10 protein-coding genes are annotated in these 14,261 nt (G+C 71.7%); 8 read left to right on the plus strand and 2 right to left on the minus strand.

The features are described from left to right. Window positions 1-92 precede the first annotated feature (92 nt). Window positions 93-659, plus strand: coding sequence for a Uma2 family endonuclease (locus AB0L06_RS03235; protein ID WP_500229249.1), 567 nt, complete (start codon window positions 93-95; stop codon window positions 657-659). Here AB0L06_RS03235 and AB0L06_RS03240 read toward each other — a convergent pair whose 3' ends face one another. Continuing rightward, window positions 660-1,778 (minus strand): PQQ-dependent sugar dehydrogenase, encoded by a 1,119-nt coding sequence (locus AB0L06_RS03240; protein WP_500229250.1) that lies wholly within the window; start codon window positions 1,776-1,778, stop codon window positions 660-662. Window positions 1,779-2,195: 417 nt separating this feature from the next. On the opposite strand from AB0L06_RS03240, the gene AB0L06_RS03245 reads away from it, so the two are divergent. From AB0L06_RS03245 to ilvC, 4 genes are all read left to right on the plus strand, one after another. Continuing rightward, the gene (locus tag AB0L06_RS03245) at window positions 2,196-5,210 is read left to right on the plus strand and encodes a putative bifunctional diguanylate cyclase/phosphodiesterase (RefSeq protein ID WP_500229251.1); all 3,015 of its coding nucleotides are present in this window, start codon (window positions 2,196-2,198) and stop codon (window positions 5,208-5,210) included. A gap of 257 nt (window positions 5,211-5,467) precedes the next feature. Then, complete coding sequence (locus AB0L06_RS03250; RefSeq protein ID WP_500229252.1) at window positions 5,468-7,273, plus strand: acetolactate synthase large subunit; 1,806 nt, start codon at window positions 5,468-5,470, stop codon at window positions 7,271-7,273. Window positions 7,274-7,277: 4 nt separating this feature from the next. Next, on the plus strand, window positions 7,278-7,802 hold the full coding sequence (gene ilvN, locus AB0L06_RS03255; protein WP_500229253.1) for an acetolactate synthase small subunit: 525 nt from the start codon (window positions 7,278-7,280) through the stop codon (window positions 7,800-7,802). Between the two features lie 82 nt (window positions 7,803-7,884). Continuing rightward, window positions 7,885-8,868, plus strand: coding sequence for a ketol-acid reductoisomerase (gene ilvC, locus AB0L06_RS03260; RefSeq protein WP_500229312.1), 984 nt, complete (start codon window positions 7,885-7,887; stop codon window positions 8,866-8,868). Window positions 8,869-8,925: 57 nt separating this feature from the next. Here ilvC and AB0L06_RS03265 read toward each other — a convergent pair whose 3' ends face one another. Beyond that, entirely contained in the window at window positions 8,926-9,750 is an 825-nt protein-coding gene (locus tag AB0L06_RS03265; RefSeq protein ID WP_500229254.1) for a hypothetical protein, read from the minus strand. A 210-nt stretch (window positions 9,751-9,960) separates the two neighbouring features. Here AB0L06_RS03265 and AB0L06_RS03270 point away from each other — a divergent pair, with 210 nt between their 5' ends. From AB0L06_RS03270 to AB0L06_RS03280, 3 genes are all read left to right on the plus strand, one after another. Next, window positions 9,961-11,487, plus strand: coding sequence for a DUF2079 domain-containing protein (locus tag AB0L06_RS03270; RefSeq protein WP_500229255.1), 1,527 nt, complete (start codon window positions 9,961-9,963; stop codon window positions 11,485-11,487). A gap of 373 nt (window positions 11,488-11,860) precedes the next feature. Beyond that, on the plus strand, window positions 11,861-12,496 hold the full coding sequence (locus AB0L06_RS03275; RefSeq protein WP_500229256.1) for a thymidylate synthase family protein: 636 nt from the start codon (window positions 11,861-11,863) through the stop codon (window positions 12,494-12,496). 190 nt (window positions 12,497-12,686) lie between these two features. Beyond that, window positions 12,687-14,114, plus strand: coding sequence for a M1 family metallopeptidase (locus AB0L06_RS03280; RefSeq protein ID WP_500229257.1), 1,428 nt, complete (start codon window positions 12,687-12,689; stop codon window positions 14,112-14,114). Window positions 14,115-14,261: the final 147 nt, after the last annotated feature.

Genomic DNA, 14,261 nt, shown 5'->3' on the forward strand with positions numbered 1-14,261 from the left:
GTGCCGTGGTAGCGACCACTGCGATGACTGGGGGCCGCACGGCGATGCCGGACGACGATTGGCTGCGAAGCCTGCGGCCGCAGCCGAAACGGGTGAGCGCCGAGGAGTACGAGGCGCTGCCGGAGGAGATCGCCAAGACCATCGAGGTCGTGGACGGCTATGTGGTCTTCTGTGCGGCGCCCACACCTGAGCATCAGCGCGTGGTCCGTCGTCTGACCGGCCTCATCGAGCGGTACGCCCGCGAGGCGATGGACCGGGGCCACGCCTGTGTCGAGGTGGATTTCGACATCGACCTCAGGCTCCGTGACGTGCCGTTCCTGAACCGGCGGCCGGACGTCGTCCTCTACCAGTGCCTTGACCGGGGGAGCCATGAGCGCCTGCGCCCCAGGCATGTCCTGCTCGTCTGTGAGGTCGTCTCGCCTGGCTCCGAGACTCAGGACACCGTCGACAAGCTCGGGGAGTACGCGAAGGCGGGGATCCCGCACTACTGGATCGTGCGCACGGGAGGCACCGGGGTTTCCGTGATCGAGCGGTACCAGCTTGACCGGGCCGCCGGGCTTTACAAGCACGTGGGCACCTTCATGAAGGAGGCGGGTGGCGAGCCGAGGGTGGGCGAGCCGCTTCCCGTCACATTCACGTGGTCCGAGCTGGAGTACTGATCAGCGCAGCGGGATGACGATGATGCGGTCGTCGCCGGGTTTGGGGTCGCCTCGGCCGTCGTGGTCGCTGGTGGAGACCCAGAGGCTGTCGTCGGGGGCGCGGACGACGGCGCGGAGGCGGCCGTAGGCGCCGTTGAAGTAGGCGATCGGGCTGCTGACCTTGCCGTTCTTCAGGGGGATCTGCCAGAGGCGGGCGCCCCGGAGGGCGGCGGCCCAGAGGGAGCCCCTGGCGAACGCCAGGCCGGACGGGGACGCCTCGGAGACCGGCCAGGTGAGGAGGGGGTTGGTGAAGCGGGGGTCCTTGCCGAAGCCCTCGACCTTCGGCCAGCCGTAGTTCTGGCCCTTCTGGATGAGGTTGACCTCGTCGAAGCGGTCCTGGCCGAACTCGGTGGCGTACATGCGGTTCGCGTCGTCCCAGGCCAGGCCCTCGACGTTGCGGTGGCCCCACGTCCAGACCGGGGAGCCGAACGGGTTGCCGGGGGCGGGCCTGCCCTCGGGCGTGACGCGCAGGATCTTGCCGCCGAGGGAGTTCCTGTCCTGGGCGAGTTCGGAGTGGTAGGTCTCACCGGTGCCGATGTAGATCATGCCGTCGGGGCCGAAGGCGATGCGTCCGCCGTTGTGGTTCAGGCCCTTCGGGACGCCGGTCAGCAGGGGCTGCGGGCCGCCGAGCCGGTCGTTGTCCAGGGTGAGGCGCACCAGGCGGTTGTCGGTGGCGGACGTGAAGTACAGGTAGACGTAGTGGTCGCGGTCGAAGGACGGCGAGACCGCGACGCCGAGCAGGCCGCCCTCGCCGGACGCGTCGACCCCCGGGATCTCGCCGAGGTCGGCCCGCTTCCCGTCCGGGGTGACGCGGAGCAGGTGGGCGGTGTCCCGTTCGGTCACCAGGGCGTCGCGGTCCGGCAGGAACGCGATGGCCCACGGGACCGACAGCCCGGTCACCAGGTCGTGGGGTGTTCCGGGGAGGGCGGAGCCGGGCGGCGGCGAGTCGGGGACGGGGGAGACGGGGGGAGGGGTCTGCGCGGTGCGGGTCGTGGCCGCGGTGCCGCACCCGCCCAGCAGGACGACCCCGACGGCGGCGGCGACCAGCCGCAGGCTCCCGGACGTGCCTTTGGTGCGCATAGGTTCATTCAATCCCCGGCCGGGCGGCGGTCCAACCGCCCTGGCCGATGACTACTCAGCGTCACTCCCGGCGTGTCGCGCGAAAACCGGGTGATCTTGGGGACACGCGGCGGGACCGGCGGTCAGGCCCCGGTTTGTCGCCGGGAGGACGCCCAGCCTCAATCGCTCCGTGACCTACGGAACGTACATTGAGCATCACGGTGATCCCGCCAAGCAGCAACGTCGCTGTCCCACCGCCGGCGCAGCCGAACGCTCGCCGCCGCCGCCCCCACGGCCGACCGCGCGTGGGGCACGATCCGACCGGCATCGGGCGTTGACCCTGCGACCGGCGGGTGACGGGTGACGACAACGCATCGGGTGCGCGCCATGCGCGCCGGGGACCGCGAGGTCCCGACGGGCAGGAGGGGACACGGCGCGATGAGCGGCGAGAGGGCCAGACGGCTGCCGCCCTGGGCGGTCCCGGTCGGCATGGTCGCGATCATCGGCGTGCTCTACGCCCTCGGGTCGCTGCTCGGCTGGGGCGGCCCGGCCTACCTCGGCTGGGCCGAGACGGCCGCCGCGGCCGCCGCCACGCTCTGCCTCCTGCCGCCGGCGCTGCGCCGCACCCGCCGCGCCGCCACCGCCCCCGTTGTGGACCCCGAGCTCGACCTGGTCGAGGACGATGAGCCCGCCGACGACCGGAGCCTCGAGCGCGCGCCCTGGCGCTGGTTCGGGGTGGCCGCCGCGGCGTGGGGGATGGGAGCGCTCAGCCGGACGCTGTCGGCGATGCTGCACGGCGGCGGCACGCTCGCCCTCTCGGTCACCGACCCGTTCTACCTGATAGCGATGTTCGCGCTGGTCACGGGCCTGGTGGTACCGATCCGGCTGCCGCGTTCGCCCCGGTTGTGGGCGCGGTACGCCGCCGACACCTACGTCTGCGTCGCCGGGCTGTTCGTGCTCGGCTGGGTGGCGCTGTTCGGGACGCTGTTCCACCGGACCGGCGAGTCGCCCGCCGAGTTCCTCCTCGAACTGCTGTATCCGCTGGTCGGAACGGTCCTGGTCTGCGGATCGCTGCCGTTCGTCCTCGGCGCCGGACGCGGCCACCGGCGTCCGGCGTGGCTGGCCTACGGGGCTTTGACGGCGTTCGCGGGCGCGGACATCGTGACCACGGTCGTCCGGCTGCGCGGCGGCGCGCCCGCCGATGACCCGGCCGACATACTGCGGCTCGCCGGGCTGCTCCTGCTCGTCCTGGTGCCGTGGCTTCCGGGCGACGCGGCCGCGGCCCCGGCCGCCGGGCTCCGGCGCGGCCGGATGATCGGCCCGGGCCTCGCCACCGCCGCCGTCGCCGCGCTCGCCGCGCTGTTCGTGACGGGCCACTCCCTCACCGGACGGTCCGGCATCGACCCGGTGGTGCCGATCGTCGCCGGGACGGCCACGCTCGTCCTCCTCGCGCGCCTCGCCGAGCTGCTGCGCGAGAACGACGGGCTCCGCCGCGCCGTCGACACCGGCGAGGACCACTTCCGCGCGCTCTCGGAGAGCATCAACGACGCGGTCCTGATCTGCGACCTCGACGCGGTCGTCCAGTACGCGAGCGCGGGCGCGCTGCGCACCTACCGGTACGACGCCGCCGAGCTGCTGGGCCGCCGGCTCGGCGACATCATCCACCCGGAGGACCTGCCGCGCGTCCGCGAGGTGTTCGCCGCGTTCCTCAACGGGGACGACGCCGCCGCGGCCGCCGCGCTGCCCGACCCCGCGTCCGACCTGCTGCCCGACGCCTCCAGCGAGCTGGAGGCGGGCTTCGACGACCTGGACGGACCCCCGCCGATCCTCACCGGCCGCGACCCCGGCCGCTCGCTGAGGGTGGCCTGCCGGGTCCGGGCCGCGGACGGCACGTGGCTGCCGACCGAGTCGACGGTGTCCCGGTACAGCGGTGCGGGCGGCGCGCCCGGACGGCTGCTGGTCACCACCCGCGACCTGTCCGAGCAGGCCGCGCTCCAGCGCCAGGTGGCGCACCTCACCTTCCACGACGGCCTGACCGGCCTGCCGAACCGCGCGTACTTCGAGGAGCGCACCCGCGAGGTGCTGTCCCGCCTCGAGCACCCCGGCCGGCGGCGCGGCGAGGACGGCGAGACGGGCGCCCGGTGCACGGTCGCGGTCGTCTTCGTCGACCTGGACGGCTTCACCGACATCAACGACTCGGCCGGGCACGCGGCGGGCGACCAGGTCCTCGCGCAGGCCGCGCGGCGGCTCCGCGGCACCGTCCAGGCGGAGGACACGGTCGCGCGCTGGGGCGGCGACGAGTTCGCCGTCATGCTCCAGCTCCCGGGCAGCGACTCGCAGGTGGCGGTCGAGCTGGCCGAGCGGCTGCTGCGCGTCCTGTCGACCGAGCCGTACCGGGTGGGCAGCAAGAACATCGCGCTCACCGCGAGCGTGGGCATCGCGTTCACCGGCGACTCGGGCCCCCAGGACGACCCGGCGGCGGCCCGCAGGGACGCCGAGCCGGGCGGGGCCGCGGCGCTGCGCCGCAGCGCGGCCGACCTGATCCGCAACGGCGACCTGGCGATGGCGCGCGCGAAGGAGCTCGGCGGCGGACGCGTCGAGGTGTTCGCGCCGCACATGCACGTCGACGTGGTGCGCCGCCTCGAACTCGGCGGCGACCTGCAGCGGGCGCTCGCCGAGGAGGAGTTCGCGGTCGAGTTCCAGCCGGTCGTGGAGCTGGGCACGTCCCGGGTGACCGGGGTGGAGGCGCTCGTCCGCTGGTGGCGGGGGAGCGAGCCGGTGCCGCCGGAGGAGTTCATAGGCCCGGCTGAGGAGTCCGGCCTGATGATTCCGCTCGGCGACTGGGTGCTGCGCGAGGCGTGCCGGGAGGTGGCGCGCTGGCGCGCGGACTCCTGGGACATCGGCCTCTCGGTGAACTTCACCGCCCGGCAGATCGCCGCGCCGCGGTTCGTGGAGTCGGTAGCGGCGGCGCTGGAGCAGACCGGGCTGCCGCCCCACGCGCTGACCCTGGAGGTCCGCGAGGAGGTGCTCGTCGAGGACGGCGGGCAGAACGTGGAACGGCTGTCGAAGCTGCGCGACCTGGGCGTCCGGCTCGCGATCGACGACTTCGGCACCGGCTACGCCTCGCTCGCCTACCTGGGCCAGCTCCCGGTGGACATCATCAAGATCGACCCGTCGTTCGTGGCCGGGCTCGGCCGGGACGAGACGCTCACCCTGCTCACCCGGACGATCGTCCGGCTCGGCCGTGACCTCGGTCTCACGGTGGTGGCCGAGGGCATCGAGCGGCCCGAGCAACTGGAGCTGCTGCGCGAGATGGACTGCCCGCGCGGCCAGGGCTTCCTGGTGGCGCGCCCGATGGCCGCCGGACGCGTCGAATCGCTTGTCCGGACGAACCTGCGGGGCACGCCGGGCCAGATCGACCTGCCGCTGGAAGGCTCCGCGCTGACCACCTGATGGGCGCCCGCCCGGCCGCCGGTGGTGCCTGCCCGGCCGTCGGCGGCGTTCACCTGACGACTCACCCTTATCTCACATGGTGAGACAAAGTGTCCAAGGATTTGACCGCGGGCCGGAACGTCGGCCAAAGTGGTCAGCGTGCAGAGCATCCACACCATTCTCGTAGTACTTGGTCGGCGCGCAGGCTGATCGAGCACTGAGACCTGCGCGCTTCCCTCGACCGCCATCCGGGCGGGCGGGGGTTTTTTGTTGGCCGAGTGACCCGAAGCACACCCGCGGCCGTCCGGACGCGGGCCTCTCCCCAAGGAATCAGAACCATGACGACCGAACGAATGACGGGAGCCCAGGCGCTGGTCCGCGCCCTGGAGAACGTCGGCGTCGACACCGTGTTCGGCATCCCGGGCGGGGCGATCCTCCCGGCCTACGATCCGCTGTTCGACTCCCGCCGGATCCGGCACATCCTGGTCCGGCACGAGCAGGGCGCGGGACACGCGGCGCAGGGATACGCGCAGGTGACCGGGAAGGTCGGGGTGTGCATGGCCACCAGCGGCCCCGGCGCCACCAACCTGGTGACCCCGATCTCCGACGCCTACATGGACTCGACCCCGATGGTGGCGATCACCGGTCAGGTGGCCACCTCGCTGATCGGGACCGACGGCTTCCAGGAGGCCGACATCTCCGGCATCACGATGCCGATCACCAAGCACAACTTCCTGGTCACCCGGCCCGAGGACATCGGCCGGACGATCGTCGAGGCGTTCCACATCGCCTCCACCGGACGGCCCGGCCCGGTCCTGGTCGACATCGCCAAGGACGCGCTCCAGTCGGCGTTCGAGTTCGAGTGGCCCGTCCAGATGCGGCTGCCGGGGTACCGGCCGGTCACCCGCCCGCACTCCAAGCAGGTCCGCGAGGCGGCGAAGCTGATCGTCGAGGCCGAGCGGCCCGTCCTGTACGTCGGCGGCGGCGTCCTGAAGGCGAACGCGGCGGCCGAGCTGAAGGTGCTCGCCGAGCTGACCGGCGCGCCGGTCGTCACCACCCTGATGGCGAAGGGCGCGCTGCCCGACAGCCACCCGCTGCACATGGGCATGCCGGGCATGCACGGCAGTGTCGGCGCGGTCGGCGCGCTCCAGCGCTCCGACCTGCTGGTCGCGCTGGGCGCCCGCTTCGACGACCGCGTCACCGGCCAGCTGGACGGCTTCGCCCCGCACGCCAAGGTCGTCCACGCCGACATCGACCCGGCCGAGATCTCCAAGAACCGGCACGCGGACGTCCCGATCGTCGGCGACGCCCGCGAGGTGATCGCGGACCTGGTCGTCGCGGTCCAGGCCGAGCACGACGCCGGCCGGCGCGGCGACTACGCCGGCTGGTGGAAGCAGCTGGAGGCGTGGCGCACCACCTACCCGCTGGGCTACGACCTGCCCGAGGACGGCGGCCTCTCGCCGCAGTTCGTCATCGAGCGCATCGGCGAGATGGCCGGGCCGGACGCGTACTACGTCGCCGGCGTCGGCCAGCACCAGATGTGGGCCGCGCAGTTCATCAAGTACGAGCGTCCGGGCGCGTTCCTGAACTCGGGCGGCGCGGGCACGATGGGCTACTCCGTCCCGGCGGCCATGGGCGCGAAGGTCGGCAAGCCCGACTCGGCGGTCTGGTCGATCGACGGCGACGGCTGCTTCCAGATGACCAACCAGGAGCTCGCGACCTGCGCGATCGAGGGCATCCCGATCAAGGTCGCGGTCATCAACAACGGCAACCTCGGCATGGTCCGGCAGTGGCAGACCCTCTTCTACGACGGCCGCTACTCCAACACCAACCTGCACTCCAAGCGGATCCCCGACTTCGTGAAGCTGGCCGAGGCCTACGGCTGCATCGGCCTGCGCTGCGAGCGTCCCGAGGACGTGGACGCGGTGATCGCCAAGGCCATGGAGATCAACGACGTCCCGGTCATCATCGACTTCGTCGTCCACCAGGACGCCATGGTCTGGCCGATGGTCGCCGCCGGCACCACCAACGACGACATCAAGATCGCCCGGGACATGGCTCCCGACTGGGAAAACGGAGAGTGACCCGATGACCCAACACACCCTCTCGGTGCTGGTGGAGAACACGCCGGGCATCCTGGCACGGGTCGCGGCCCTGTTCTCCCGGCGCGGCTTCAACATCGAGTCGCTCGCGGTCGGGACCACCGAGCACCCCGACATCTCCCGCATGACGATCGTGGTGAACGTCGAGAGCCTGCCGCTCGAGCAGGTCACCAAGCAGCTGAACAAGCTGATCAACGTCCTCAAGATCGTCGAGCTGGACTCGTCCCAGTCCGTCCAGCGCGAGCTGGTCCTGGTCAAGGTCCGCGCCGACGCCGAGACCCGCTCGCAGGTGCTGGAGACGGTGAACCTGTTCCGTGCCAAGGTGGTGGACGTCGCGCCCGACGCGGTCACCATCGAGGCCACCGGCAACCGCGAGAAGCTGGACGCGTTCATCCGCGTCCTGGAGCCGTTCGGCATCAAGGAGCTCGTCCAGTCCGGCATGGTCGCGATCGGGCGCGGCGCGCGCTCCATCACCGACCGCTCGCTGCGCGCCATCGAGCGCTCCGCGTAGCACCCGATCCCGCGTAGTTCCCGAATCCGCGTCCTGAATTCGCGTCCTGAACCGCAACGAAAGGCACATAGAAGTGGCTGAGATGTTCTACGACGACGCCGCCGACCTGAGCGTCCTCCAGAACCGGCACGTCGCCATCATCGGATACGGCAGCCAGGGGCACGCGCACGCGCTGTCGCTGCGCGACTCCGGCGTCGACGTCCGCGTCGGCCTGCGCGAGGGCTCGGCCAGCCGTGAGAAGGCCGAGGCCGAGGGCCTGCGCGTGCTCACCCCGCGCGAGGCGGCCGAGGAGGCCGACCTGATCATGCTGCTCGCGCCGGACCACCACCACCGCGAGATCTTCGAGAACGACATCAAGCCCGCGCTGGTCGAGGGCGACGCGCTGTTCTTCGGCCACGGCTTCTCCATCCGGTACGGCCTGGTCGAGCCGCCGGAGGGCGTGGACGTCGCCATGGTCGCGCCGAAGGGCCCGGGCCACCTGGTCCGCCGCCAGTTCACCGCCGGACGCGGCGTCCCGGTGATCGTCGCGGTCGAGAAGGACGCGTCCGGCAAGGCCTGGGAGCTCGCTCTCGCCTACGCCAAGGGCATCGGCGGCCTCCGCGCCGGCGGCATCAGGACCACCTTCACCGAGGAGACCGAGACCGACCTGTTCGGCGAGCAGGCCGTGCTGTGCGGCGGCGCGTCCGAGCTGGTCAAGACCGGTTTCGAGGTGCTGACCGAGGCGGGCTACCAGCCCGAGGTCGCCTACTTCGAGGTGCTGCACGAGCTCAAGCTGATCGTCGACCTCATGTACGAGGGCGGCATCTCCAAGATGTACTGGTCGGTGTCGGACAACGCCGAGTACGGCGGCCTCACCCGCGGCCCGCGCGTCATCACGCCGGAGACCAAGAAGGCCATGGAGCGGATCCTCGGCGAGATCCAGTCCGGCGAGTACGCCAAGGAACTGATCAACGAGTTCGAGACGGGCCAGGCGAAGTTCGCCGAGTACCGCAAGCGGACCGCCGCGCACCCGATCGAGGAGACCGGCGCCAAGCTCCGTCCGATGATGAGCTGGCTGAACGACTGACGTCGTCGCGTTGGGGGAGGCGGGCGCCGCGGCGCCCGCCTCTTCGCGTTCCCGGGGTCAGCGGGTGAAGCGGCGGATGAGCTTCGTGCGCAGCGGCGCGGGCTTCCGCGGCGTCCTGACCAGCAGCGCGAGGTGGCCGCCCTTGGTCAGGTACAGGCCCGCTTCTGAGTCCTGGCCGGGGACGTTCCGGAACGTCTCGTCCAGCTTGAGGTCCGGGTCGCGGACGAGGCCGAACCGGGCCCGCCGGGTGACGCCGTGCGCGGTCGCGGCGACATGGACGTCCCAGTGTCCGTGGCCGAGGACGGACGGGTCGACGAACGCCTCGAAGCCGTCGCGGCCGTCGCGGCGGGACCCGGCGGCGATCCGGTGCTCCGTCCGGACGGTTCCCTCGGCGCCCGCGTCGGCGCCGGCGGCGTGCTCGCGCACCAGCAGGTCGACGGAGGTTCGGTGGGTCTCGACGCGCTCGACGGCGGCGTGACCCGTGACGCGGACGCGGCCGTCCTTCCAGACCGCCGCGTCCAGCCGGTGCTCGACGCCGACCTCGGCGGTGATGTCGGCGTCCTTCCGGGGGACGCCGCGCAGGTAGGGGTACAGGGCGTAGACGCGTCCGCCGACCACGACCGCGCCGCCGGGGCTGCCCGCGACCTCGTCCCGGATCAGCCGCTCCAGCTCGTCCCGCAGGCCGCGCTGGATGCAGAACGCGCGCAGCCGGTACGACGCGGGCAGCGCGGACCGGACGTCGTCGCTCAGTCCGGACTCGCCGAGGAACCGCCGGGTGCCGTCCATGAGCCGGTCCCGGTGCGCGCGGTCGAGGTCCAGGAAGCGGTGGTCGTACACGCGCAGGACGTCGTGCAGGACACTGATCGTGCAGTCCGGGGTCACGGGCCCTCCAGGTCGGCCGGGTTCCACGGTTACGTTAAAGGGCCGGGCGACCGCTTACCGTGAAATCTCCACCGCGTGTCGGGCGCGCCGCCGTCCGCCGTGGTGGGGCCGGTGGGCCTTGTTTTCGGGGGTGCGGCGTCCGCCGTCAGGGACGGTCCGAAGAGCGAAGTCACCCCGGGCGGGACGTGGACGGCTGGTAGCGTCCCGCTGGTGGCTGCTCCGGTGACGTTGGGTGACACGACCGCGGGACGCGTCCGACCGGGTGGCCGGACGTTCCCTCTGCTGCCCGTCCTCCTCGTCGTCCTCGCCTCGGCCGCCTTCGCGGCGTTCGCGCTCCTGCGCCTTCGGACCTTCCGGACGAGCACCTACGACCTGGTCATCTTCGACCAGGCGGTGCGTTCCTACAGCCATCTCCAGCCCCCGATCGCGCCGGTCAAGGGCGTGCACAACGGGTTCGGGCCGGGCTTCTCGATCCTCGGCGACCACTTCTCGCCGATCCTCGCGCTGATCGCACCCTTCTACCGGCTGCACGACGGCCCGGCGACGCTGCTGGTCGCGCAGGCCGTCCTGTTCGCGCTGGCGATCGTGCCGATCTGGCGGTTCACCCGGCGACGCCTCGGCCAGGCGGCCGCCGTGTGCGCGTCGCTGGCGTACGCGCTGTCGTGGCCGATCGCCGAGGCGCTGCGCTTCGACTTCCACGAGGTCGCGTTCGCGCCGCTGCTGACGGCCGTGGCGATCGAGCGGTTCGACGCGGGACGCCGGGGCCGGGCGGCGGTCGCGGCCGTCCTGCTGCTGCTGGTCAAGGAGGACACCGGCCTGCTCATCGCGGGGTTCGGCCTCACCCTGCTGGTGCGGCGGCCGACGGTCCGGCTCGACCGGGCGTGGGCGCTGCGCGGTGACCGTCCGCTGGGGGCGGCCCTGGTCGTCCTCGGGACGGTGACCACGGCCGTAGCGTCGCGGGTGCTGATCCCGGCGTTCGGCGGGAACGGGAACTACTACTTCGCGTACACCGACTTCGGGCACGACATGAAGAGCGCGGCGCTGTACGTCCTGACGCATCCGTGGGACGCGGTGACGGCGCTCGGGACGCCGCCGGTGAAGCTCGGCACGATGCTGCTGCTCGTCCTGCCGCTGCTGGCGCTGCCCCTGGTGTCGCCGCTGACGCTCGTGGTCGTCCCGCCGCTGCTCGAGCGGATGCTGTCCGGGAAGTTCGACAACTGGTGGGCGCCGCACTACCACTACAACGCCTTCCTCATCGCGGTGCTCGTCCTCGCCGGGGTGGACGGCGCGACCCGCGTTCAGGACCACGTGCGAAGCCGCCGCGCGTTCTCGCCGGCCATCGCGCCGGTGCTCGAACGGGCCGGATCGTGGCTGGTCGCGGGGATGCTGGCCGGGACGATCGCCATCGTTCCCGCGTTCGCCTTCCGGACGCTCGCCGACAGGTCCCTCTACGTGCGGGGCGCGCGCGACCTGGCGGCCGCCGCGGCCGTGGCGCGGGTGCCGTCCGGCGTGGAGGTCGAGGCGGTCAACCGCACGGGGCCCGCGCTGTCCGGCCGCGACCGCGTCCTGCTCTGGGACCGGACGCCCCGCTGGGCCCCCTGGGTCGTCGGGGACGTCGCCTACGCGCAGTTCCCGTTCACCTCGGTGGACGAGCAGCGGGCGCGGGTCGCGCTGCTCGCGCGGGACGGCTACCGGACGGTGTTCTCGCGGGACGGCTACGTCGTCCTGCACCGGTAGCCGGTGACGTCCCGTGCCGGTGCCGACAGGCCTCGTTGGACGGGACGTCCGATACGACCCGGTCAGCACGGCGCGTAAAGATTTCTCGAACGGGATGGCGAGGGGAATCTACCTTTTTGGAGTTCTCTGTCGGATACTGAAGTCAAGCCGCGACGGCCGCGGCGGTTCGGCGCACCGGCGCGAACCTGCGATTGTGGCCGCGCCCCGACCGGCAGTGGGGCGAGAGTGATGACGTGCGCTTTCGCGGACCGGACCAGGGGGTGGGACCGGGACGCTCGGATCGTGAACAACTGCCGGCGACGCGGCGGGCGAGAAGGTAATTCTCTGCAATTCCTTGTGGTCCGTCCGGAATCTACCTCGGCGGGGGTGTGAGGTGGTTCCGACGGCAGGGGACGAGCTTCGGCACTGGGAGACGTGCGGGCAGGCGTGGATCGGGCTCCTGCGGCACGTCTGGCACGCGGGCGAGGCGGGCATGGAGGACCGCGGGCCGATCATCGAGGGCCCGCCCGTCCTCTTCGAGATCGCCTCACTGAGCTGGGACGACCCCGTCCTCGGCGAGTACGGCGACCGGGCCCGCATCGCGCACTGGTCGCGGATGTCGCGCGAGCGCGCCGAGGCGGCCGACGGGATCGGCGGGCGCCTGCGCGACCGGCATGGCGTGGACCAGCTGCACTGGGCCGCCGCGCTCCTGCGCGCGCGTCCCTGGACGACCAGCGCGTGGGTGTCGCTGACCGATCCGGGGGAGACCGCCGACACCGTCCCGTGCCTGGTGGCGCTCGCGTTCCGGCTGCGCGGATACCGGCTGGTCATGACGGCCATGTACCGCTCGCAGGACGTGTACCGGGCGTACCTCTCCCACATCCCGCTGCGCGAGGTGCAGCTCCGGGTCGCCGATGAGCTGGGCCTTCCGGCGGGGCCGATGCGCGTGTTCGTGGACGTCCCGCACATCGCCGTCCGGGACGCGGAGCGCGTCGCCTCCATCCTCGCCGCCCAGCCCGAAGCCGCCTGAACCGGCTGGTCGAGCCAGGCGCCACGGGGGGACGCGCCGGGGCGGGAACCGCCTGATCGGAGGCCGTCTGACCTAGGCTGGTTTCCCGTTTGCGCAATTGTGGCCAAGATCACGAGTGTCGTTCCCGGGGTATTTCCTACTTTTCCAGTAGGTTAAGCGATCAATTCCCCCTTCTCGCAAAGGAGTGCGAATGCGCAGCAGCGCGCGCGCCGCGATCGCGGCGGCCGGTGCCGTCGGCGTCCTGCTCAGCGGGCAGGCCGCCGTGCAGGCGGCCCCGCCGTCCACCGGGCCGGGAGCACCGGGCATCGGTGACCCCTACTACCCCGACTATGGCAACGGAGGCTACGACGTCTCCCACTACGGGCTCAAGCTCCATTACCAGCCGGCGACCGACCAACTGGAAGGCGTCGCGACCGTCAAGGCCCGCGCCACGCAGGGCCTGACCCGGTTCAACCTGGACTTCGGGCTGTCGGTCAGCAAGGTCACGGTGGACGGCAGGCCGGCGGCGTTCGCCACCGAGGGCCCGCACGAGCTCGTGATCACGCCGCCGAGGACGCTGCGCAAGGGCAGGGACTTCACCACGGTCGTCACCTACAGCGGCGTCCCGTCGACGGTGAAGATCTACGGGTTCACCAGCTGGCAGCGCACCACGACCGGCGGCGTCGCGGCGAACGAGCCCGAGAGCGCCTGGTGGTGGTTCCCGAGCAACGACCACCCGCGCGACAAGGCCACCTTCGACGTGTCGGTGACCGTCCCGGACGACCACCAGGCGATCAGCAACGGCGTGTCGACCGGCGTCCGCAGCAAGAACGGCTGGACGACCTACGGCTGGCGCGAGAACCGTCCGCAGGCCACCTACCTGGCGACCCTGGCGGTCGGGAAGTTCGACACCGTCAAGGGACGCACCCCGAACGGCCTGCCGTACGAGTACGCGATCGCCTCGGACCTGCCCGCCGCCACCAAGGCCGACGCGCTGACCAGCCTGAAGCGCACTCCCGAGATCCTGAAGTGGGAGAGCTCCCTGTTCGGGCGGTACCCGTTCGACGCCGTCGGCGGGACGGTCCCGAACACCAAGGCCGGGTTCGCCATCGAGACCCAGACGCGGCCGTTCTACAGCCCGAAGTTCTTCGCCAAGGGCAAGCCCGACTACAGCGTCGTCGTGCACGAGAACGCGCACCAGTGGTTCGGCGACAACGTGTCCGTCCACGACTGGAAGGACATCTGGCTGAACGAGGGCTTCGCCACCTACGCCGAGTGGCTGTGGGCCGAGCACACCCACGAGAGCACCGTCCAGCAGCTGTCCGACAAGACCTACAACGAGCACCCGGCGGGCGACGCCTGGTGGAACCTGCTGCCCGGCGACCCCGGCGCGCAGGACCCGTTCGCCGACCAGGTCTACGACCGGGGCGCGCTCGCCGTCCACGCCATCCACCTGCGGGTGGGCGACAAGGCCTTCTTCAAGGCCCTGCGGACGTGGCAGGCGGCCAAGGGCGGCGGCGACGCGACGGTCGCCCAGTTCGTCCGGCACGTCGAGCGGGTCTCCGGCAAGAACATCGACGACATCATCAAGACCTGGCTGTACACGGCGGGCCGTCCGGCCGCCGCGCCCGGCCACTGATCTTCAGGGTCCTTCCTCTCCCTCCCCCCCAGCCACCGGCCCGTCCGCGACCAGCGGACGGGCCGGTGGTGTTCTCGCAGGTCAGAAGGTTCTCCGAGAGAGTCATGGGAAGGTCAGGGGAGGGTTACCGGCGAGTGTCGTGGGGGC

The sequence above is a fragment of the Spirillospora sp. NPDC052269 genome (assembly GCF_040679435.1).
GTDB lineage: Bacteria > Actinomycetota > Actinomycetes > Streptosporangiales > Streptosporangiaceae > Spirillospora.